General features: G+C 48.1%; 18 protein-coding genes and 1 riboswitch. Of the genes, 8 read left to right on the forward strand and 10 right to left on the reverse strand.

From position 1 onward, the window contains the following. Positions 1-114: 114 nt before the first annotated feature. The gene (gene lnt, locus EIH25_RS11825; RefSeq protein WP_124101236.1) at positions 115-1,626 is read left to right on the forward strand and encodes an apolipoprotein N-acyltransferase; all 1,512 of its coding nucleotides are present in this window, start codon (positions 115-117) and stop codon (positions 1,624-1,626) included. Here lnt and EIH25_RS11830 read toward each other — a convergent pair. The 3 genes from EIH25_RS11830 to coaBC all read right to left on the reverse strand — a co-directional run bounded on the left by EIH25_RS11830 (position 1,615) and on the right by coaBC (position 6,195). Further along, positions 1,615-3,747 carry an alpha-galactosidase gene (locus EIH25_RS11830; protein ID WP_124101237.1) on the reverse strand — a complete coding sequence of 711 codons (2,133 nt, stop codon included), beginning with the start codon at positions 3,745-3,747 and terminating at the stop codon, positions 1,615-1,617. The genes lnt and EIH25_RS11830 overlap by 12 nt on opposite strands. A gap of 200 nt (positions 3,748-3,947) precedes the next feature. After that, on the reverse strand, positions 3,948-4,970 hold the full coding sequence (locus EIH25_RS11835) for a hypothetical protein (protein ID WP_124101238.1): 1,023 nt from the start codon (positions 4,968-4,970) through the stop codon (positions 3,948-3,950). A 28-nt stretch (positions 4,971-4,998) separates the two neighbouring features. Beyond that, complete coding sequence (coaBC, locus tag EIH25_RS11840) at positions 4,999-6,195, reverse strand: bifunctional phosphopantothenoylcysteine decarboxylase/phosphopantothenate--cysteine ligase CoaBC (protein ID WP_124101239.1); 1,197 nt, start codon at positions 6,193-6,195, stop codon at positions 4,999-5,001. Between the two features lie 257 nt (positions 6,196-6,452). Here coaBC and EIH25_RS11845 point away from each other — a divergent pair, with 257 nt between their 5' ends. Next, complete coding sequence (locus EIH25_RS11845; protein WP_124101240.1) at positions 6,453-7,079, forward strand: ECF transporter S component; 627 nt, start codon at positions 6,453-6,455, stop codon at positions 7,077-7,079. A gap of 30 nt (positions 7,080-7,109) precedes the next feature. Continuing rightward, entirely contained in the window at positions 7,110-7,874 is a 765-nt protein-coding gene (locus tag EIH25_RS11850; protein ID WP_124101241.1) for a type III pantothenate kinase, read from the forward strand. Between the two features lie 90 nt (positions 7,875-7,964). Here the strand turns inward: EIH25_RS11850 and metK are convergent, their stop codons facing one another. The 4 genes from metK to EIH25_RS12545 all read right to left on the reverse strand — a co-directional run bounded on the left by metK (position 7,965) and on the right by EIH25_RS12545 (position 11,878). Beyond that, positions 7,965-9,137, reverse strand: a complete 1,173-nt coding sequence (gene metK, locus EIH25_RS11855; protein WP_124101242.1) for a methionine adenosyltransferase — start codon at positions 9,135-9,137, stop codon at positions 7,965-7,967. A gap of 107 nt (positions 9,138-9,244) precedes the next feature. Next, positions 9,245-9,343: riboswitch (SAM riboswitch) on the reverse strand. Between the two features lie 100 nt (positions 9,344-9,443). Continuing rightward, entirely contained in the window at positions 9,444-9,626 is a 183-nt protein-coding gene (locus EIH25_RS11860) for a hypothetical protein (RefSeq protein ID WP_124101243.1), read from the reverse strand. A 6-nt stretch (positions 9,627-9,632) separates the two neighbouring features. Beyond that, complete coding sequence (gene feoB / locus EIH25_RS11865) at positions 9,633-11,639, reverse strand: ferrous iron transport protein B (RefSeq protein ID WP_206425712.1); 2,007 nt, start codon at positions 11,637-11,639, stop codon at positions 9,633-9,635. Next, the gene (locus EIH25_RS12545; protein WP_206425713.1) at positions 11,636-11,878 is read right to left on the reverse strand and encodes a FeoA family protein; all 243 of its coding nucleotides are present in this window, start codon (positions 11,876-11,878) and stop codon (positions 11,636-11,638) included. Before EIH25_RS12545 ends, feoB begins: the two co-directional genes overlap by 4 nt. Positions 11,879-12,207: 329 nt before the next feature. Here EIH25_RS12545 and EIH25_RS11870 point away from each other — a divergent pair, with 329 nt between their 5' ends. Further along, positions 12,208-13,608 (forward strand): extracellular solute-binding protein, encoded by a 1,401-nt coding sequence (locus tag EIH25_RS11870; protein WP_124101244.1) that lies wholly within the window; start codon positions 12,208-12,210, stop codon positions 13,606-13,608. A gap of 239 nt (positions 13,609-13,847) precedes the next feature. Continuing rightward, on the forward strand, positions 13,848-15,266 hold the full coding sequence (locus EIH25_RS11875) for an ABC transporter substrate-binding protein (RefSeq protein ID WP_124101245.1): 1,419 nt from the start codon (positions 13,848-13,850) through the stop codon (positions 15,264-15,266). A 175-nt stretch (positions 15,267-15,441) separates the two neighbouring features. Here EIH25_RS11875 and EIH25_RS11880 read toward each other — a convergent pair whose 3' ends face one another. Further along, a complete protein-coding gene (locus EIH25_RS11880) occupies positions 15,442-16,500 on the reverse strand; it encodes a HAMP domain-containing sensor histidine kinase (RefSeq protein ID WP_124101246.1) in 1,059 nt (352 codons plus the stop codon). After that, positions 16,497-17,171 carry a response regulator transcription factor gene (locus tag EIH25_RS11885; RefSeq protein WP_124101247.1) on the reverse strand — a complete coding sequence of 225 codons (675 nt, stop codon included), beginning with the start codon at positions 17,169-17,171 and terminating at the stop codon, positions 16,497-16,499. Before EIH25_RS11885 ends, EIH25_RS11880 begins: the two co-directional genes overlap by 4 nt. Positions 17,172-17,372: 201 nt before the next feature. On the opposite strand from EIH25_RS11885, the gene EIH25_RS11890 reads away from it, so the two are divergent. The 3 genes from EIH25_RS11890 (at position 17,373) to EIH25_RS11900 (ending at position 21,643) form a co-directional block, all read left to right on the forward strand. Further along, on the forward strand, positions 17,373-19,130 hold the full coding sequence (locus EIH25_RS11890; RefSeq protein WP_124101248.1) for an ABC transporter ATP-binding protein: 1,758 nt from the start codon (positions 17,373-17,375) through the stop codon (positions 19,128-19,130). A 71-nt stretch (positions 19,131-19,201) separates the two neighbouring features. Then, entirely contained in the window at positions 19,202-20,977 is a 1,776-nt protein-coding gene (locus EIH25_RS11895) for an ABC transporter ATP-binding protein (protein ID WP_347561952.1), read from the forward strand. A gap of 57 nt (positions 20,978-21,034) precedes the next feature. Further along, positions 21,035-21,643, forward strand: a complete 609-nt coding sequence (locus EIH25_RS11900) for a cytidylate kinase-like family protein (protein ID WP_124101250.1) — start codon at positions 21,035-21,037, stop codon at positions 21,641-21,643. 108 nt (positions 21,644-21,751) lie between these two features. Here the strand turns inward: EIH25_RS11900 and EIH25_RS11905 are convergent, their stop codons facing one another. After that, on the reverse strand, positions 21,752-22,750 hold the full coding sequence (locus EIH25_RS11905) for a GGGtGRT protein (RefSeq protein WP_124101251.1): 999 nt from the start codon (positions 22,748-22,750) through the stop codon (positions 21,752-21,754). Between the last annotated feature and the right edge of the window lie 12 nt (positions 22,751-22,762).

Raw genomic sequence — 22,762 nt, forward strand, 5'->3', positions numbered from 1 at the left:
CTTATAAAGGCATAGTGAATAATTGCCGCGTTAATAAATAAAAGCTTTTTGGGAAAGATAAATTCTGTCACGATTAGCATATTTGTACCGTAATATTTAAGGCAGGTGAAAATTTTGGCGTTGAAGCTTATTTTAATAATCTGCGGAACAGCCGCCGGAATTATTCAGACCTGCGCGAATATTCCCCAGCTGGCGCTGATAGCTTATATACCTATGTTTTACAGCGTAATTTACGATAAAAAAATAATAAACGGAAAATTCTCATGGCTTAAAAGCTGGCACATATATATTTTTTTCATGCAGCTTACCTCATGCTCTTTTCTTGTCACGATCTATAAGCTCATGCCTTTGCCGGCGGCTGTCGCGATTGTTCTTTCGGCCTTGGCGCTGCTGGCGCTTTCGCTCTGGCTTACGCTGCTGACCTCGCTTCCTGTAAGCTTTCTTGAAAAGATAAGATGCGGCAGAATATGGGACGTTTACAGCTTCTGCATATTATATACGGTCGGCGAATGGCTCTGCGAAAATGTTTTTATACTGTCCTTTCCCTGGTCCACCGTTTCACTTTCCGCGGTTTCGTGGCGGGAAATGATACAGTCGTCAAGCCTTATGGGCGGAAAGCTTACTTCGCTTATTATTCTTACCGTAAACGGACTTATCGCTTATGCCTTAAGCCGGAAGAACATAAGAGCAAGGCTTTCATATATAATCTGCGCGGTGTCAATAGTTTCGGCAACGGTGTTTTACGGAGCAAACCACATACTTTTCCTTAAAAATCTGACGGCTGAAAGCGGAGAAAATCTGAATGTAATGATAGCGCAGGACAATGTGGAGGGCAAGGAAAAATCCAAGCTGAAGGGCTCGGAGGCCGCAGAGCACTATTTATCCGTAATTTCTGAAAACTGGAGCGAAAACACAGATTTCATACTGCTTCCCGAAACGGCGGTCCCGTCGAATTTCGACGAGCAGGCGGAGGAGTTTTCAGGCATTATGAAGCTTGCCGAGGAAAAGGACGTTATAATATGCTCCGGCGCGTTCTGTGAAGATTCCGGCAAGACCTATAACGCGCTTTATGTCATAACTCCGGACGGCGCGGGGGAAAGACCCTATTATAAGCAGATACTTGTTCCCTTCGGGGAGAGCATACCCTTTGCCGGAATACTGGGGCTGTCTACCGTTTCCTGCTGCGACGACGATGAATACACTCAGCCCATAGAAACCGAAGATTACGAGATAGGCTGCGGTATCTGCATAGAGAGCATTTATCCGTCTGTTTTCAGAGAGCAGGCGGAGCAGGGAGGGGAATTTTTTGTTATCCCCACAAACGATTCATGGTTCGGCAAAAGCTTTGCCAGATATGCGCATTACCGCCACAGTATCCTGAGATCGGTTGAAAATCAGCGCTACACGTTGCGCTCCGGAAACTGTGGTATATCCGCGGTAATTACTCCCTGGGGAGACGAATCGTCGGCTCTAAAAAGCTCGGAGCGCGCTGTGATTGCCGACAGCATCAAATTGCTCAGTACGGAAAGCGTTTATACCCAAACCGGCGACGGGTTATATATCTCTCTTTGCATACTTTATCTGACCGTTCGTTTTTTTATTTGCGCGACAAGCTTAAAAGTCTAATCTGAAAAGGCGCGCGGTATAAGGCTTTCTCAGCTGGACGGAAACGGCTGACGTTTCTTTGCTGTAAGCGAATTTTTCCTCGTTGAAGGACGGATAGATACAGCTTATTTCAGCGTCCCTGCCGTTCAGGAATCTGACGGGAAGCACACAGGTATCGTCCTTGCTTTCTCTTCTCCAAACGGCAAGATACGCGGAGCTTTCGGTGCGCAGCCCCAGCGATACCCATTCGTCGGAAAAGCCGGAGGGCCCAAGGCTCCAGAAAGGAACGGCTTTTTTGATATCGGCTCTTATCTTTCTGTAAACAGAAAGCGCTTCTTTGACCAGAGCCTTTCTTTCCGCTTCTATCTGACCGAGATGACCGCTCTGATGAATGCGAAGCAACATGGCGTTCACCATATTGAATACTACCTCCTCCTTATCGCCGGAGGTCATAGGATAGCTCCAGATCGCCGATTGCTCGGGACAGAGGGCGGAAGGCGAATTTGCCGCTATGGTGCAGTATTTTCTGTAGTCGTCCTGGTCTGAGGTAGACTGTATGGAGTAACGCGACAGCATAGCGTAATCCATTCTCAGTCCGCCGGAGGAGCAGTTTTCGATTATAAGCTTCGGATATTTTTTGAAAATACCGTCAAGCCAGGACAGATATGCCCGCTCGTGCTGCAAAAGCCCGTCGCCTACGCTGTCGCAGTTCTGCTCCGTTCCGATACCCGGCTCGATATTGTAATCCATTTTTATATATCCAACGCCGTATTCCGAAACAAGTCTGCCGATAACTTCGTTCGCATGAGCGATTACCTTAGGATTTCTGAAATCAAGCTGGTATCGAGAACGGTCGAAAACTCTCTTACCGTGGCGTGTAAAGAACCAGGAATCGTCGCATACCGTTTCAGCCATAGGACATTTTATTCCCATAACCTCAAGCTCCAGCCATACTCCGGGGATCATTCCCTTGGAACGTATATAATCGGTCACTTCCTTCAGACCGTTGGGGAAACGGCGGCGGCTTTCCTGCCATTCGCCTACCCAGTCCCACCAGAAGCCGTCGGCATACCAGCCCGCGTCAATGCAGAAGTATTCGCAGCCTGCCTCGGCGGCGGCGTCTATAAGCGGCAGCTCCTTTTCGGCAGTCGGGTCGCCCCACAGACAGTTCATATAGTCGTTGAAAATAACCGCAAGTCTTTCGTTGTCGGCATTGCGGCGGCGTATTTTACGGCGGTATTTCGTAAGCTCTCCCATTGCCGCGTCAAAGCAGCAGCCGCCGTTCTCGGCGCCGCTCCTGCAAACGCCCACGGCGCACGGTACGGATTCAAAGCTGTCCCCCGGCTTTAGGACTCTGCACCAGTGGGATTCGATTTCCGAGGGTCCTGAAAGCTGAAGATACAAATGCCCCTCTTGATCGGAAATTTCCCAGTGCCATGAGCCGTTGTGCTCGATCTGCCAGAAGATCGCCGAGCCTGTTTCGGTATTTTCAAGAAAGCCCATAGGTATGTATTCCTTAGCCGACCAGTTGCCGACGTTGGTAAAGCCGATAACCTTCGAGGAATGCTGATATTCCTTGGGCTGGCACTGCTCCACGCCTAGCTGAGGAAGAGTATATTTCGTCCATTGCAGCTCTCTCTGCCATGAGTTGTGGCATACGGAAAGTTCCATTTTCTTATCCTGCATAAGCAGGCCTTCCTTTTCAATTCCGTTGATATTGAAGGAGGATACATATTCAAGCGTAAGCTCCTCAGTTCCGTTATTAGCTACGGTCGTCCACGACCTTGCAACGGATACGCCGTTGTAAAACTGAAAATGAGAAACCGCCTCAAGTCCCGTTTCTTCATCGTATGTGGTGATTTCAAGCTTTCTGCCCAGTTGGTTTGCAGTATCCTTAAAATCCCTGAAATTCATACGGTATCCCGGCGCGGTCACGATATACTTGTTGCCGTGACGCTCATACGGCCTGTCAAGCCCGGAAACGTTTATCTCCACCAGACGGAAGCCGAGCGTTCCGGTGCGGGAGGTAATGTTTCTTTCGTCAAAGGGCAGGGCGGAGAAATGCAGCAGCTTGGCTTCGTTTTCGTCGTTTATTTCAAGCGCGAAATGTATTCCGTTTTCGCATAGCTCGATTCTTTTCATAGCCTTTTAATCCTTTCATACGCTTTGAATTTTGGAGCCGATCATTTTGTATTCCTTAAACGCACAGCTCAGGAAAGATAAAATCCTTTCTTTATTATAGCCAAGCCCTCTCTGCGCTAGGAGCGTTATGTAAATATCAGGCGGAAAATGTCGGCAATTTTAGTTTTAATTTTATGCTCGTTCGTAATATTTTTTACAACCTATCTTACTGCGGCAGCAAAGCCGTCTTTATAGTAAAATTGCAGAAATCCGCGGCTTGCGGCACGTTTTTCCAGTCTGTCCTTCGTGTCGTATTCAAGAATTACGGTTTGCTTGTCCGTAAGGTCGCAGTCGGCAGGCTTCTGAACCTGAACTATATACATAGGCATTGAGAAGCCGTCGTCCGCCGTTTCATATATTTTCTGCAACGATATGACTTTGCTGCCTTTACCGTTTACAGTTACCGAAATATCGTCCGTTTCAAGCTCGGGCGCTATATCGGTTACATTGAATGTGTTTTTTCCGAGAATTATGTTATACTCGTCTTTTTTGTAATAAAGCATGGGACGGAAGGAAAGAAATAAATTGTTTATTCCGCCGTTGTCTGTAAACAGGTTAAGAGAATAAACTTCACCGCTGCCTATTTTTAGATCGACGGTTTCGTCGCGGTCGGCGATAAAATGCCAGCCCCAGCATTCTAGAGAGCCGCTGCCGTAGCTGTTGTCGTCGGAGTAAACAGCGTTGTAAAGTCCGTTGGGTATCTTGAGCGAATAGCTTCCGCATTTATCGGTCCATGCTCCTATAATATACGGACCGTCCTCAAAGCCGTAACGGTACAGCATTACCGCCGCCGGAAAAGGGCTTCCGTCGAAATCCGATACATTTCCCGATATTACGGAGTAACCGCATTTTTTGTCAAGCTCGCAGCGCTGAGAGCCGCTTGTACAGGAAACGTGAATAAAGTCAGGATAACAGTCCTTGTTTTCATATATTTTGATCAGGGCATTTTTTTCCACGGCCTTTACATAGATCCCGTCAGAGAAGCCGTCGTTGGTTATTTCAGCGTTTTTCTCAAATACCAGACTTGTTCCGCAGTAGGCGCAGACGCAAACGTTCAGCGGGAAGGTCAGCTCTGTAAATTCACAGTATATTCCTATATGCGAGCCTGTGCTGAAAAAATCCGGCTGTAAAAATTCGTCTTTGCTTTGTTTGCAGTTAAAATACCAAACGTCCTTGATTTCCATAATATAGTCCTCCGTTTTCTTTAAAATATTATTTGTCCAAGATGGCTTTCAGCCTGTCAAGAATAATATGCGCCGCATTTTCCTTTGACATAATGTCAAGCTCCTCGCGACCGTCTTTTGTTATTACGGTTATAATATTCGTATCCGTTCCGAAGCCCGCGCCCTCTTTTCTCAGAGAATTTGCGCAGATCATATCGCAGCGTTTGGCTTCAAGCTTTCCGACGGAATTTTCAATAACGTTTTCCGTTTCCATGGAAAATCCGCACAGAATCTGACCGGGGCGTTTATGCTCTCCCAAATATTTAAGAATATCTTTTGTTCGTTTAAGCTCAAGCGTCATGCCGCTGCCGGATTTCTTTATCTTGCTGTCAGCCGCAGCCGCAGGCGTGTAGTCGGATACCGCGGCAGCTTTTATTATAATATCCTGCCCGTCAGCCAGAGAGCTTACCGCGTTGAACATATCCTCGGCGGACTCCGTCCGTACGGTTCTGACAAACATAGGCGGCTCGATTTCCATATGGGCGCAAACCAGCGTTACCTCGGCTCCTCGGAGCATGGCTGCCTTTGCCAAAGCGCAGCCCATTTTTCCGCTGGAATGATTCGTGATGAACCTGACCGGGTCGAGCTTTTCTCTGGTAGCTCCGGCGGTTACAAGAATTTTTTTGCCGGCAAGGTCTTTTTCACAGGCGATTTCTTTTAGGACGTATTCAAGAAGAGTCTGCTCGTCCGGCAGCTTTCCGTCGCCTATATCTCGGTTGGCGAGCATTCCCTTTACAGGCTCGATTATTTCATAGCCGAAGCTTTTAAGCTTGTCAATATTGTGCTGCACGATAGGGTTATGAAGCATATTGTGATTCATAGCCGGAGCGATTATTTTTTTGCAGGGACACGCCATAACGGTGGTGGTCAGCATATCGTCGGCGATACCGCCTGCGATCTTCCCGATTACGTTTGCGGAAGCGGGCGCTATCATAACGACGTCCGCCTTTTTGGCGAGAGCGACGTGCTCCACGCTGTACTGAAAATTACGGTCAAAGGTATCTATAAGGCACTTGTTCTGGGTTATGGTTTCAAAGGTTACGGGATTGATAAACTGCTCCGCGTTTCGGGTCATAAGCACCTGAACGTCGCAGTGAAGCTTTGTAAGCATTCTTGCGAGATTGGCGGTTTTATATGCGGCAATGCTGCCTGTCACGCCCAAAACAACGGTTTTTCCTTTAAGCATATGCTCATCTCCAGTTTGTTGATAAAGTATTTTTAATATTATATCACAAAAAAACGAAAAAAGATATAGATTTTCTGAAAAAAGTATGCTATAATGTAAGCGGCGGTCTAAGGCTTAAGAATAAGCGGCTTCAGCTTGCCCTGTCCGCAGATATTCCTTTCATAGGAAATCTGACGCGCTTATTAAATAGGTCTTTTTTGTCTGCCGTGTATTGTATCCTCTTTACGGGGAATAATAACTTGGAGGTATTCGTTACTATGAAAACAACATTTAAAACAAAACAGCTGGTTATGCTGGGTCTGCTTTCCGCGGTTTTATTGCTTATGGCTTATACGCCGCTGGGCTATCTTAATATCGGGCCCCTTGCTATAACCTTTAACGTTATTCCGGTTGCGCTGGCGGCGATCGTGCTGGGACCTGTAGGAGGCGCGGTTGCGGGAGCTGTGTTCGGTCTTACCAGCTTTCTTCAATGCATCGGAATCGGCGGAACCAGCGCGATGGGAGCTATTCTCTTCGATATAAATCCCGTCTTTGCGTTTATACAGAGATTTGTTCCGAGAGTTCTGGACGGTTTTCTGCTGGGCTTCATTTTCAAAGGCGTGCGGAAGGCTACAAATACTTACGTTTCCTGCGCCGTTACCGGCTTTTGCTCTGCGTTTCTGAATACGGCGTTTTTTATGACCGCTCTGGTGCTGCTTTACGGAAATACTGAATATGTTCGTGAGCTTGTGGGAGGACAAAATATAATAGTGTTTATCTGCACTTTTGTCGGGATCAACGCTGTGTGTGAAATAGCTTCCTCGACGCTGATTACCGGCGCGGTAGGAACGGCGCTGTATAAGGCGCGGCTGATCCCGTCGGGCGTCAGGTCCAGCGATTCATAAGACGAAAAATGTTTTCCGGAGGACGTTGAGATGGTTCTTGCAGTTGATATAGGAAATTCCAACATAGTAATGGGCTGCTTTGAAAACGATAAGATACTTTTCATTGAACGCCTGTCTACAAACCGAGGGGCAACGGCTCTTGAATATACCATAATGCTCAAAAATATTCTGGAGCTCAACGGAATAAGCCATATGGATTTTCAGGGAGGGATAATATCCTCCGTTGTTCCGTCGGTAACGCTTACGGTCAGAGCCGCGATGGAGCGTCTTACCTGTAAAAAGGTGATGATCGTAGGTCCGGGGATCAAGACAGGGCTTAAAATAATGCTGGATAATCCCGCTCAGCTCGGCAGCGACAGGGTAGCCGACGCTGTTGCGGCGATAAATCTGTATCCGGTCCCGTGCATTATGATAGATATGGGGACCGCGACCACGATTTCCGTTATCGACAGCCAAAAGAATTTTCTGGGGGGGCTTATAATCCCGGGTCTTATGACTTCTCTCGATTCTCTGACGGTTAGAACCTCGCAGCTTCCCAATATCAGTCTTGTTCCGCCTAATAAGGTGATAGGAACAAATACTGTAGACTGTATGAGAAGCGGTATAATCAACAGCACCGCTTCAAGCATAGACGGAGTTATTGAGCGCATAGAGGAAGAGCTAGGCGAAACCTGCACGGTTATTTCCACCGGAGGGATCGCGAAAACGATTATTCCGTTCTGCAAGCGGAAAATCATAATCGACGACGAGCTGCTGCTTAAAGGTCTTTGCATTATATATAACAAGAACAAATAAATACGGAAAAATAAAATCGGGCGAACTCGCTGTCTATGGAAAAACAGCGGCGTTCGCCCGTTATTTTTTTCGTGAAAAAATTCCGTCCGTTTACTTCAACGCGTCAAGCAGGGCCTGAACTCTGTCCGTTCTTTCCCATGCGGCGCCGAGATCCTCGCGTCCGATATGACCGTATGCGGCGAGCTTTTTGTACTGCGGCTTTCTCAGCTCAAGATCTCTGATTATTGCCGACGGACGGAGATCGAATACCTTTGTTACAGCCTCGGCAAGCTGTTCGTCGGAGTATTTTCCTGTTCCGTAGGTGTCAACCATAACTGATACGGGACGGGCAACTCCAATGGCATAGGCAAGCTCTACTTCGCACTTACTGGCAAGACCTGCCGCGACTATATTCTTTGCGGCGTATCTCGCGGCGTAGGTCGCCGAACGGTCGACCTTTGTCGGATCCTTGCCGGAGAACGCCCCGCCGCCGTGACGCGCGTATCCTCCGTAGGTGTCCACTATAATTTTTCTTCCCGTAAGTCCGCTGTCGCCCTGAGGTCCGCCGACAACAAAGCGTCCCGTCGGATTTACATAGTAAGTAGTATTTTCATCGAGAAGCTCGGAAGGTATAACCGCCTTGATTACATATTCGATAATGTCCTTTCTTATCTGCTCCAGAGATACGGCTTCGTCGTGCTGTGAGGATACGACAACGGCGTCTACTCTTACGGGCTTTGAGCCGTCGTATTCAACGGTTACCTGAGTTTTTCCGTCGGGTCTGAGATAGCTGAGCGTTCCGTTTTTTCTTACCTCCGTAAGCTTGAGCGCCAGCTTATGCGCAAGAGAGATAGGCATAGGCATAAGCTCGGGAGTTTCGTCGCAGGCATAACCGAACATGATTCCCTGATCTCCCGCGCCGATGTCGAAAGCGTTTTCCTCCCGTCCCTCAAGAGCGTTGTCAACTCCCATAGCGATGTCGGGCGACTGCTTGTCTATAGAAGTGAGCACAGAGCAGGTGTAGCCGTCGAAACCGTATTTTGCCCGGTCGTAGCCTATCTCCACGATAGTGTCCCTTACTATCTGAGGAATGTCTACAGCCGCCTTAGTGGTGATCTCTCCCATGCACATAACGAAGCCTGTGGTAGTAACCGTTTCGCAGGCGACCCTCGACATGGGGTCCTGAGCGAGCATTGCGTCCAGAACCGCGTCTGAGATCTGATCGCATATTTTATCCGGATGTCCTTCAGTAACCGACTCTGATGTGAATAAACGTCTTGACATTTTCATTACCTCTTTCATTTCATACTGATATTCAAAAGAAACCTTTCAAGTAAATGAGTGCATAAAAAAGACGCTTCATTCCGAAGCGCCTGAATTTTCTTCAAAATTCCTCATCTCTCGGAATACACCGCAGGAATTAGCACCTTAGCTTTATACTAGGTTGCCGGGCTTCACAGGACCTGTTCCTCCGCCACTCTTGATAAGGTATCAAATTATAACAGTATTATTATACATCAATCGACCCGTTATGTCAATATGTATATCGCGGCATTTGTAAATTTATTGTGAATGGAAACCCGGAATATGCTACGTATGCTGTTTTGCGTTTTCCCGCTTTGTTTCGCTTTTATCCTGTCCGCACCGGCGGCAGGAGCACCGGCAGCAGTCGCCGCAGCATTTGCCCTTCAGACTGCTGAAAATAAATTGTATAAGTATGACAGCAGCCAGCGCTATGAGAAAAATGCAGAAAGCTATGATAATATATTTCATTTGACCTCATCCTATAAAGACAGAACCTATCTGGTAGACCGCCAGCGCCGCGATATAAGCGACTGCGCATTGAAGAACCGCGCTCGCCAGCGCCCACTTTAAGCTTCCGGTTTCTTTTTTTATCGTAACGAAAGCGGAAATACAGGGCATATAGAGAAGGCAGAATACCATAAAGCTGAAAGCCGAAAGGGGAGTGAATACCGAGGATATCGCCCCTGATAACGCCGCCTCGTTCGGCGCGGAGTAAAGCACCAGCATGGTGCTTACCACCGCCTCCTTGGCGACCAGGCCGGAAAGCAGCGACACTCCCGACTGCCAGTTCCCGAAGCCCAGCGGAGCAAATACCGGAGCGATGAAGGAGCCTATCCTGCCGAAAATGCTTGCTGAGCTGTCCTGAGTATACTCAAACGACGGTGTAAACGACTGTAACAGCCAGATAACCACCGACATCGCGAATATAATGGTACCTGCTTTTATAAGAAAGCCTTTGCACTTGTCCCATGTGTTCTTAAGCACAGAGGACAGCATAGGAAGTCGGTACGTCGGAAGCTCCATAATAAAAGGCGCCTTGTTCGATTTGAAAACCGTCTTTTTCAGGATAAGACCTGTGATTATCGCAAGAGCAAAGCCTATTATGTACATTGAAAAAACGACAAGCCCCTGATGAGCGGAGAAAAAAACTCCGGCAAACAGCGCGTAAACAGGAAGCTTCGCGCCGCAGGACATAAACGGAATAAGCAGTATCGTCGCGCGTCTTTCATTGACGTTTTCCTGGGTTCTGGTAGCCATGACCGCGGGGGTCGTGCAGCCGAAGCCCATAAGCATTGGTATGAAGCTTTTGCCCGAAAGCCCCAGCTTCCGCAGAAATCTGTCGGTTATAAACGCGGCTCTTGCCATATATCCGCTGTCCTCAAGCGCCGACAGACACAGGAAAAGTATACATATCTGAGGCAGAAAGGTAAGTATTCCTCCGACTCCTCCTATAATGCCGTCGGTAATCAGCGATACCGTCCATTGGGGAGCCTGAGCGTTCTCCATGAAATTCAGTACGGCGGGGGACAGGACCTCGCTGAACAGCTTTTCTATCATATCCGATAAAAATGTGCCTATCGATCCGAACGTAAGAGCAAAAATGCAGCCCATTATCAGAATGAATATAGGCAGAGCCAGAAAACGGTTTGTAACTATAAGATCTATCTTGTCCGACACGGTAAGCTTGTCGTCGCTTTTCCCCTTGACCACGCATTTGCGTGTAACGTCCTCAATGAAGCGGTAGCGGGCGTCGGCGAGCATTGTTTCACGATCCCCGTATTTCCCTGAGCTTTCATAGCTTTCGGCGATTTTTTCAAGCTTCGCCGCCTTTTGTTCGCTCAGCTCAAGCTCCTTTACAGCCCGTTCGTCCCCCTCCAGTACCTTTGAGGCGTAAAAGGAATAGGGAAGCGCTTTTGACTCGTCGTATATCTCGGCAAAAACAGCGTTGAGCGCGTTCTGGGTTTTGTTGTCAAAGTTTATTTCCGGAGGAATAATGCCGTTGTCTATAACGTAGGATATCTGCCGCGTTACCTCGTCAATGTTTTCGCCTCTTCTGGCGGATACGGGAACGATAGGCATTCCCATAAGCTTTGACAGGTAGCAGGTATCTATAGAACCGCCCTGCGCCGCTACGTCGTCCATCATGTTGATGACAAGAACCATCGGTATTCCGAGCTCTACCAGCTGAACGGTAAGGTAAAGGTTTCTTTCGATATTCGTGCCGTCGATTATGTTGATTATAGCCTGCGGCTTTTCTTTTATAATAAAGTCGCGGCTTACTATCTCCTCCATTGAATAGGGAGAAAGAGAGTAGATCCCGGGAAGATCGACGATCTCAAATCTTCCGTCCTTGGTCTGTCCCGTCTTTTTTTCAACGGTTACCCCCGCCCAGTTCCCGACGTATTGGTTTGAACCGGTGAGAGCGTTGAACAGCGTTGTTTTTCCGCAGTTCGGATTTCCTGCCAGAGCTACAGATATCATGCTTCAGGCTCCTTACTTACTGTTATATTCTTGGCTTCTGAACGTCTTATGGAAAGCATATAGCCTCTGAGCTTTATTTCCAGAGGATCTCCGAGGGGAGCGATTTTATGAAGCCTGACTTTTACGCCGGGTGTTATTCCCATATCTATCAGCCTGCGCTTCATAGCTCCCTGACACTTTATATTCGTCACGACCGCCTGTCCGCCGACAGAAAGATCGTTGAGTGTATATTCCTTCATTAAAACATTTCCTTTCAGATGGCAAGCTTTTCTGAAAAAATCAGAAGTTAACCTTTGCTAACTTTAATTATAGCACAGTCTATGCGGAAAATCAATAAAATCCGCATAATTTTTTTGCGCGCGGAATAATTAGCTGATTAAATATATTCAGCGTTGAACCTATAAATTCAAAAACTTCTGAACGCTTAAACGTTTAACCAGTATAATATACAAATTTCAATAAAAGCTTCTGTATAAAATGTGCATTGACAACGTTTACAAAAATGAATATAATTATTTGTATATTAATTGTGGTTAGCTATTGACTGAAGAGAGGAAAGTGATTTTTTTTGACAGGTATAAAAAGAACGCTGGCGGTTATTGCCGCCCTTATGTCTGCCGCGGCTGCCGCCGGATGCGGATCAGGCGATTCAAGCTCGGCTGTTACGACGGTGCCCAAGGTTGAGGTAAACGATACTGATCTTATTGAAGCTATTCCCGACGACGCGCAGAAGGAGATCCTGTGGATGGGTACATACGATCTTAATCCTGCCGAGGGAGCTGATAAGAGCGTAGAAATGACTTTATTTAACAATAAGGGCGGAACGGTCAAATTTTCACAGGTAAGCGACGGTGAAAAATTTGATAAGCTGGCAAGCGCGATCATGTCCCAGAAGGACGTGCCGGATATTTTCAAATATGAATGGCTGGCGTTTCCTTCGCAGGTTCTTAAAGATATGTATCAGCCTGTGGATTCCATTGTTGATTTCAGCGATCCGCTCTGGGCTGACGTTGCCGAAACGGCAGATCAGTTTGTGCTTAACGGCAAGCATTATGTCGCTCCGATAAGCTTCTCGGTCGGAACCTTGTTTATGTACGACCACGCTCTCATTGAAAGCGAGGCGCTTGACGATCCTTACGAGCTTTATGTAAACGGAGAGTGGAACTGGGATTCCTGGTACGATCTTATGACGACGTTCGTCGAGAACGCTCCGGCGGGAGTTCAGCGTTACGGAATAAACGGCTGGTTCCAGACTCAGGTTATACAGCAAACCGGAAAAACAATGGTTACCTATGACGGAGAAACCTTTGAGAGCAATCTTAACGATCCCGATATTGAGCGCGCTGAAAATCTGCTTTACGATCTGGGAAAAAATAATCTTGTATATACGGAATGGGGCGGAACGGCAAAGCAGGTCCTCAAGGACGGCGATATTCTGTTCTACTGCATGGGTCCGTGGGCTATGACGGGCAGAAACGGTCCTCAGGACGGCGACGACTGGAGAGTAGTTCCCGTTCCCAGCGATCCTAATACCGACGAAAAATATATGACTTCCGATATGCTTGCGTATATGTGGGTCAAGGGCTCAACTGCCGACGAGGCTGTAAAGACCTGGTACGAATGCTGCCGTATCGCGCAGACCAGCGACGAATATCAGGCAAACGGAAAGGAAAAATTCCTCAATGCAAATCCCAACTGGACAGAGGAAATGTATAACGTGCTTCAGGAGGCTTCGTCAAGCGAATACAAGCAGGTGTTCGATTACGGCTACGGTATTTCGCCGGTAATGTCTCAGGATAACGCCAGCGAGGACGGCAACTGCATAACCAGAAAGCTGTATGAATTTACAAACAAGCAGGATGAAAACGGTCATCAGTATACATGGTCTGAGCTGAGAGAAGCTTATTCGGCTACGGTAAATACCGAGCTTGATAAAATAAATCAGGCGGTAAAGGATTACAAGGGTTAATGACAGGCTTATAAATGATTAAATAATGTATTGCTGATTTCTGAAATTTAAAGCGGCTCCGAAACGGATTTTAGATACGGTTTCGGAGTTTTTTTGTGAGTATTGTACAATTTTTTTAATTAAATATTGTTTATAATCGTTAATTGACATCGTTTACAGATGTTTGTATAATATAATTATGTAAAGAGATTTTATGGTTTTAACGAAAATATCACAGAAAATTAAGGAGGCTTTTCATTATGAAAAACTATAAAAGAATGCTGGCTGGCGTTCTTGCGCTTGGAATGGTATTCGGCATGACAGCCTGCGGCAAGGACGATTCCTCTGTCAGCGACGACAGCTTTGAGGCTACCAATAACGTAGAAGTTGAGGCAAGCGATAAGGTCAGCGATATTCCAGAAGGCAGCGACGGAACGATAATTTATCTCGGTGAGGGAGATCTTAATCCTACAAAGAAAAATCCCGAAAAGAGCACCGAGCTTAACCTGTTTGAGCAGAAGGGCGGTTCGATAACCTTCCATCAGACGAGCAATGAGGACAGGTTTGACAATCTTGCAGCGGCGATCACCGCGAATAAGGACGTTCCTGATATATTCAAGTATGAGTGGCTGGCTTTCCCGTCTCAGGTGGTTCGTGAAATGTATCAGCCTATCGACGATATCGTTGATTTCAGTTCCGATCTGTGGAGCCCCGCAAAGGAAACCGCCGATCAGTTTATGCTGGGCGGAAAGCATTATGTTGCTCCTCTCGGATATCAGGCTTCTTCAATGCTCTGCTACGACCGCGACATTATTGATTCAGAGGGACTTGAAGTTCCTTATGATCTGTATGTAAACGGAGAGTGGACGTGGTCCGCATGGAAGGATATCATGTCGGAGTATGTAGGCAATGCTCCCGCCGACACTGAGCGTTACGGCGTAAACGGCTTTTTCAGAACTCATCTTGTTCAGCAGACCGGTAAGAATCTTGTAAATTACAATGCGGAAACGGAGCAGTTTGAAAGCAACCTCAAGGACGCGGACATTGAAAAGGGTCAGGATTTCCTGTATGACATGATGAAAGAAGGACTTGTGCTTAACGGATGGATCGGCTCCGCGCGCGACTGCTTCAATCAGAACTGCCTGTTCTATGCAATGGGCGACTGGGCTTATTCCGGAACTTCCGGTCCTAAGGAGGGAGAGAACTGGGAGATCGTTCCTATTCCCGCGTACGATTCCAATCCTCAGAAAATAACGACTTCCGATATGACGGCATATATGTGGGTAAAGGGCTCTACCAAAAACGACGCTGTAAAGACCTGGTTTGAGTGCTGCCGCGTTGCAAATACCGATCCTCAGTATGAAGAAACAGCTAAAGCCAAGTTTATGGAAAACAATCCGTACTGGACTGATGAAATGTATGACGTTAAGATGGACGTCGTTTCGGACGATTATATGATGATTTTTGATTATGCGTTCGGCGTTTCCTCAACACTCGGCGACAGAAAGCAGTTTGACGGCAACCAGTGTCTTGTAGACTATCTGTATGCCGCGGCTTCTACACAGGACGAAGAGGGCAATCAGCCTACATGGGCTTCTATTCGCGAGGAGTATTCGGCAACCGTTGATTCTGAGCTTAAGGATCTTAACTCCAGGCTTGAAGCGTTCAGCGCCGAATAAGGATATAGGTACATATGATAATAAAATCCGTCTGAGTATTGAACTCGGACGGATTTTTTCATACGGAAGTATATTTTCCGCCTGCTTTCCGTAAAGAGACAGAAAAGACTTTTTTGTATAAACAGGCGTTTTACACGGCTCCTACAGGAGATCCCTGTAAATAGGAGCTGTATGCTCAACGGGGCATATTAACCGGCAATTTCACAGTAAAAACGGTTTTTCCCGGCCGGCTGGACACGCCGATACTGCCGTTGTGCAGCTCGGCGATTTTCAGCGCGATGGAAAGTCCAAGACCGTTGCCCTCCGTTGCGCGGGAGCCGTCGCCCTGATAGAACTTCTGAAAAATACGCGCCTGATCTTCAGGACTGATTTCCGAGCCGGTATTGCTTATCTCAACCGTCAGACAATCCTGATGTTTTTGTATACCAATAGATATCTCGCCTTGTTCCGGCGTAAATTTAACTGCATTGTCCAGCAGGTTTATCCAAATCTGCTTTAACAGCTCCTCGTTGCCGGAAATCTCATATTCCTCAAAATCCGCCGTGATCTGAAGGTTTTTTCGGCTCCACTTTTTCTCCAGAAGAAGAACGCAGGTGCGAAGCTGTTCGGAAAGATTGTACCGTTCCACATCTGTCAGGATATTCTGATTTTCGATCTTTGTCATATTCAGCACGTTGGTGGCCATTGCCGCCAGACGGGAAGACTCTTCTTCAATGATCTTTAAATATTCCTTCTGCTGCTGGGCAGGCACATTGCCGCGGCTCAGCAGCTTGGCGAAGCCCAGAATGGATACAATAGGCGTTTTAAACTCATGGGAAAATCCGTTGACAAAATCCGAACGGAGCATTTCGGTGTTTTCCAGCTCCTCGGCCAGAAGATTAAAGCTTTCCGATAAGTTTTGACCAAGACGGGTGTCACCCAGATCAATACGTTCCTTGTAATTTCCCTGCGCAAGCTGTGACATACCCTCTACCAGCGTATGAACCGGGCGCAGCGGCAGCCGGCTGAAAAACAAAGAAATTATAGTGCTGACTGCAATACTCGCCAGTATGAAAACCAAAAGAGTAAGGGGGAAAAAACCTCTCTCCCTCATCAGAGGCGGTATCACTCCCGCCTGATACAGTATATATGCGCTTATACCGACGATAATCATGGTCACGACCAGAATGAAGAATATCATCAGGGTAAATAAAAGCCGGATCTGCCATTTAAAAGGTCTTTTTTTAAATCTCATACCTTTTTCACCGCCTTGTAGCCTATCCCTCTCACAGAAACGATCTCAAATTCCGGCCAGTCCGCAAACCGTTTGCGCAGCCGACCTATATGTACGGTCACCGTTTCCCAGCCCGTATCGCTTTCCATTCCCCAGATTTCGTCCATCAGCTGTATACGGGTGAAGATCTGACCGGGGTAGGAAAGCAGCTTATACAACAGCTGAAATTCCTTCTGCGGCAGCGTTTGGGTCTGCCCGTGGCCGGTGACGGAAAGGGAGGGATAATCAAGCGCTATATCGCCGATGACTATTCTGTTTTCGCTGACGATCTGAGCGCGGCGAAGCAGCGCCTTGATACGCAGAAGCATTTCCTCCTCGTCCACGGGCTTTGTCATATAGTCGTCAATTCCGACAAGAAATCCCTTTTTTCGGTCGGCTGCCAGCTGCTTGGCGGAAACCATCAGAATCGGCAGATCGTTCCGTCCGTTCCGGAGAATTTTGGTGAATTCATAGCCGTCCATTTTAGGCATCATAATATCCAGCACCGCCAGATCTATATGCTCCCGGTCAAGTATTTCCAGCGCCTGCTCTCCGTTTTCCGCCTCGGAAACCTGATACGCTTCCGCTTCAAGCACCGCCCGCAGGAAGCGCCGGGTATTTTTATCGTCGTCTGCCACTAAAATATGTATCATTACTATCACCTGCCTGCAAGTATACTCTAGCATATTTGCTGATAAAAGTCAAGAAAAGCCGGAGATACAGCCGATCGGAAATCAAGGTCTTGAGCGGCGGTTTATTTTACGAAAAATATCCGTCAGTTTCGTTTCAGTTTAGATTTCTCAGTTATACTGACGTCAGATACAAAAAATATATAAAGAAAAGGAGTATATGCAATGCTGAAACTGCTCAAACGATTTACAAAAACAGAGTGGATATTAGCTGCCGCAGCCTTCGCGCTTATCTTTGTGCAGGTGTGGCTGAACCTGACAATGCCGGATTATATGTCGGAAATCACCACTCTGGTGCAAACGGAAGGAAGCGAAATGAGCGCCATATTGTCCGCCGGCGGCAAAATGCTGCTCTGCGCGCTCGGAAGCCTCGTATCCGCTGTGCTGACTACTGTCTGCGCGGCGCGGATCGCCTCAAACTTTTCCGCCAGCCTGAGGGGACGGATCTTTGACAAGGTGCAGTCCTTCTCTATGGCGGAGATCGGAAGGTTTTCCACAGCCAGTCTGATTACCCGCTGCACCAACGACGTCACGCAGGTGCAGATGCTGATCGTAATGGGTCTGGAGGTTCTGCTGAAAGCGCCGATCACCGCTATATGGGCAATCTGCAAGATAGCGAACCGCAACTGGCAGTGGACCGCCGCCACAGGAGTGGCAGTGGCGGTTCTGCTTTCTGTAGTAGGCGGCTGCATAATGCTGGCTATGCCGAAGTTCAAAAAGCTTCAGACCCTGACGGATAATATCAACCGCGTTACCCGGGAGGATTTAACGGGACAGCAGGTTGTGCGGGCGTATAACGCGGAAGGCTATCAGGAAAAGAAATTTGACGCTGCAAACGATGAGCTTACGGGAACGCAGCTTTTTGCCAACCGTACTATGTCCGTGCTTTTCCCCAGCGTCAATCTGGTAATGAGCGGTTTAAGCCTGGCGATTTACTGGATCGGAGCTTATCTGATCGAAAACGCGGGGCTTGTCGATAAGCTGCCTTTGTTTTCTGAAATGGTGGTATTTTCCCAATATGCGATCCAGGTGGTCATGTCCTTTATGATGCTGGTTATGATTTTTGTCCTGCTGCCCAGAGCCTCTGTTTCCGCCAAGCGTATCAACGAGGTGCTGGATACAGAGCTTTCTATTGAGGACGGACGTCTTACCGAAGTGGAAACAGAGAAAAAGGGAGAGATACTGTTCCAGAACGTCAGCTTCAGATACCCGGACGCGGAGGAAAACGTGCTTACAGATATTTCCTTTACTGCTCATCAGGGAGAAACCGTAGCCTTTATCGGCTCTACAGGCAGCGGAAAAAGCACGCTTATCAATCTGGTCCCCAGATTTTATGACGCTACGGAAGGCAGGGTTCTGGTGGACGGCGTTGACGTGCGGGAATATACGCAGACGGCTCTGCGCAATAAGATCGGCTATGTTTCCCAGAAGGCCATTTTGTTTGCAGGTACGGTGCGGAGCAACGTGGCTTACGGCGATAACGGAAAAAACGGTTTTCTTGATTCGGATATTGTGGATTCCGTTTATACCGCGCAGGCCAACGACTTTGTAGAGAAAATGCCGGAAAGCTACGACGGGTATATCGCTCAGAGCGGTTCTAACCTTTCCGGAGGGCAGAAGCAGCGGCTTTCCATCGCCCGCGCAGTCTGCCGACGGCCTGAAATCTTTATCTTTGACGACTCCTTTTCGGCTTTGGATTACAAGACTGACCGCGCTCTGCGGCAGGCGCTGGATAAGGAATGCGGGGACGCGACCCGCCTGATAGTAGCGCAGCGTATCGGTACGATCAGGAACGCGGATAAAATCATTGTGCTGGACGAGGGAAAAGTAGCAGGTATTGGCACTCATGAGGAATTGATGAAAAATTGCGGCGTCTATCAGGAAATCGCCCTGTCGCAGCTTTCGAAGGAGGAATTGGCGTAATGGAAAATAGAGAATATACCGGCAATGCTCCAAAGCGTGGACCCATGTCCCGCGGACCTATGGGAGGAAGAATGGGGCGCGGCGCCGGAGAAAAAGCGAAAGATTTTACCGGCACATGGAAAAAGCTGCTGCTTTACTGCAAAAAATATTTTCCTGCCATTCTGACAGCGGTGATATGCGCCGTCGTCGGCACGGTCTTTACTCTGCTCGGGCCGGATAAGCTTTCTGATCTGACCAAGGTGATTACTGACGGCTTGCTCTCCGGTATTGATTTAAAGGCGGTAAACCGAATCGGCTTGACGCTGGTAGCGTTTTACGCCGCAGGCGCTGTGCTTTCAATGCTTCAGCATTTTATTATGGCGACGGTTACGCAGAGGGTATCCCAGCGTATGCGCGGCGATATTTCCCGCAAGATACATCGGCTGCCAATGTGGTTCTATAACCGCACCAGTACCGGTGACGTTCTTTCCCGGGTAACCAACGACGTGGACACCATCTCCCAGTCTATGAACCAAAGCATAGGCAACCTGATTTCTGCCGTAACGCTTTTCCTCGGCTCTCTGGTGATGATGCTGATCACCAACGTTGCGATGACGCTGACTGCGGTAATTGCAACGCTGATCGGATTTTCTCTGATGCTGCTCATTACGAAGCATTCTCAGAAATACTTTGTCCGCCAACAGAGGGATCTGGGTCTGCTGGACGGACATATTGAAGAGGCTTTTGCCGGACATACGGTGGTAAAGGCGTACAACGGCGAGGAAGCTTCTAAAAAGGTTTTTGACGGTCACAACGGCTCTCTGCGTGACAGCGCGTTTAAAGCTCAATGTATGGCAGGTATGATGCAGCCTTTAATGGGCTTCATCGGAAATCTGGGCTATGTGGCGGTATGCGTGGCAGGCGCTCTGCTCACCATGAACGGAGTTATCGGCTTTGAGGTTATTGTAGCGTTTATGATGTACGTCCGTTATTTCACTCAGCCCCTAAGCCAGATGGCGCAAGCGGTTCAGACCCTCCAGTCGGGCGCGGCTGCGGGAGAGCGCGTCTTTGAATTTTTGGAAGCCGAAGAGATGGAGGATGAAAGCGCCAAAACCAAAAAACTTGAAAAGGTCCGCGGCGCAGTGGATTTCAGCCATGTTCGGTTCGGCTACGAGGATTCAGACCGTGTGATCATCCACGATTTTTCCGCCGAGGCAAAGCCGGGGCAGAAGATCGCCATTGTCGGTCCTACCGGCGCGGGAAAGACTACTATGGTCAACCTGCTTATGCGTTTTCATGAATTGCAGGACGGTGAGATACGCATTGACGGTATTTCCACAAAGGAAATAACCAGAGAGAACGTCCACGAGCAATTCTGTATGGTGCTTCAGGACACCTGGATGTTTGAGGGTACTGTAAGGGAAAATCTGATATACAACAACAAAAACGTCACTGATGAGCAAATGAAAGAGGCTTGCAGGGCGGTAGGTCTGGATCACTTTATCCGCACGCTGCCTAAGGGGTACGATACGGTGCTGAACGATCAGGTCAATCTTTCTCAGGGTCAGAAACAGCAGCTTACTATCGCGAGGGCGATGATTGCCGATAAGCCTATGCTGATTCTGGACGAAGCCACCAGCTCGGTGGATACCCGTACGGAGCTTCAGATTCAGAACGCAATGGATCAGCTGATGAAAGGGCGTACCTCCTTTGTTATCGCCCACCGGCTTTCCACCATTAAGAATGCGGATTTGATCCTTGTGCTGAAGAACGGCGACATAATTGAAAAGGGCACGCATGAGGAGCTGCTGCAAAAGGGCGGCTTCTATGCCGATCTTTACAACAGTCAGTTTGAGCAGTCGGCCTGATGCAGAAATGTCCGCGGAGGAAGGCGGGGAAAGAAAACAGAGAGGTGGTTCTTTACAATGAAGTACAGTTTTGTTACTATAGAAAGGGAGTACGGAAGCGCGGGAACAAAAATAGCCCGTCAGCTGGCGGAAACCTGCGGTATACCCTGTTATGGGCATGAGATTCTGGAGGCGGTAGCGGAGAAATTTTCCACTTCGTCGGAAAGCATTGACCGATATGAGGAAAGCGCGTCCTCCAGCCTGCTATATACCATATCCGTGATAGGGCGGGTCAGCTCCGGCGGAGAGGCTTTCATTTCTCCGGAGGCGAGGGTTTTCATGGAAGAACAGGCTGAAATACGCCGTCTGGCGGATAACGGTCCCGCTGTTTTTCTGGGGCACTGCGCCTGCGAAGCGCTTAAAAACCGAAAAGGCGTGTTAAAGGTATTTATCTGTGCCGGCGACGAAGAAAAAAAGCAGCGTATCATTCAGGATTATCGGATCGAAAGCTCCAGAGCGGATCATGTGCGAAGGCAGTTTGATAAAAAACGGGCAAATTACTATTTTGCCAATACTGCAAGACGATGGGAGGATTTCAGAGGTTACGATATGGTGCTGAATTCTTCTGACCTTGGGATAGACGGCTGTGTGACGGCGATAAAAGGATTGGTAAAGCACAGTGAATGAGTCGGGGAGCCGTAGGCGACGCAATAAACGATAAAAAACAGGGCGTTTGATGTTCGTTACATTCAAACGTCCTGTTTTTTAAATCCTTGTTTTATGCGGTTTTACGTCTTATTTCATTGCCTCTTCCACCGCAACGGCGCAGGCAACGGTAGCGCCGACCATCGGGTTGTTGCCCATTCCGATAAGTCCCATCATTTCAACGTGAGCGGGAACGGAGGAAGAACCTGCGAACTGAGCGTCGCTGTGCATTCTTCCCATTGTGTCGGTCATGCCGTAGGAAGCAGGGCCGGCAGCCATATTGTCAGGATGAAGCGTACGTCCGGTACCGCCGCCCGAAGCAACAGAAAAGTATTTCTTGCCTGCCTCAAGACGCTCTTTCTTGTATGTGCCGGCAACAGGATGCTGGAATCTTGTGGGGTTAGTTGAGTTACCGGTAATTGATACGTCAACATTTTCCTTCCACATGATCGCAACGCCTTCGGTTACGTCGTTGGCGCCGTAGCAGTTTACCTTGGAACGAAGTCCGTCTGAATAAGCCTTGCGGAATACTTCCTTAACTGTGCCTGTGTGATAATCCATCTCGGTTTCAACATATGTAAAGCCGTTGATTCTTGCAATGATCTGCGCGGCGTCTTTTCCAAGACCGTTAAGAATAACTCTGAGCGGATTCTTACGAACCTTGTTAGCCTTCTCGGCAATACCGATAGCTCCCTCGGCGGCAGCGAACGACTCGTGACCGGCGAGGAATGCAAAGCACTCCGTATCCTCTTCGAGAAGCATTTTTCCAAGATTTCCGTGACCAAGACCGACCTTGCGCTGATCGGCTACAGAGCCCGGGATACAGAAAGCCTGAAGTCCCTCTCCGATAGCCGCCGCGGCGTCGGCAGCTCTCTTGCAGCCCTTCTTAATGGCGATAGCGCAGCCTACGGTGTAAGCCCACTTCGCGTTTTCAAAGCAGATAGGCTGAATCCCTTCAACAAGCTTGTAAATGTCAAGACCCTTGTCCTTGCAGATATCAGCGCATTCTTCGATAGAATTGATACCGTATTCCTTGATTACAGCGAGTATCTGCTTTTCTCTTCTTTCATATGATTCAAATAAAGCCATTGCTGTTATCCT

The sequence above is a fragment of the Ruminococcus sp. Marseille-P6503 genome (assembly GCF_900604945.1).
Classification (GTDB): Bacteria; Bacillota; Clostridia; order Oscillospirales; family Ruminococcaceae; genus FB2012.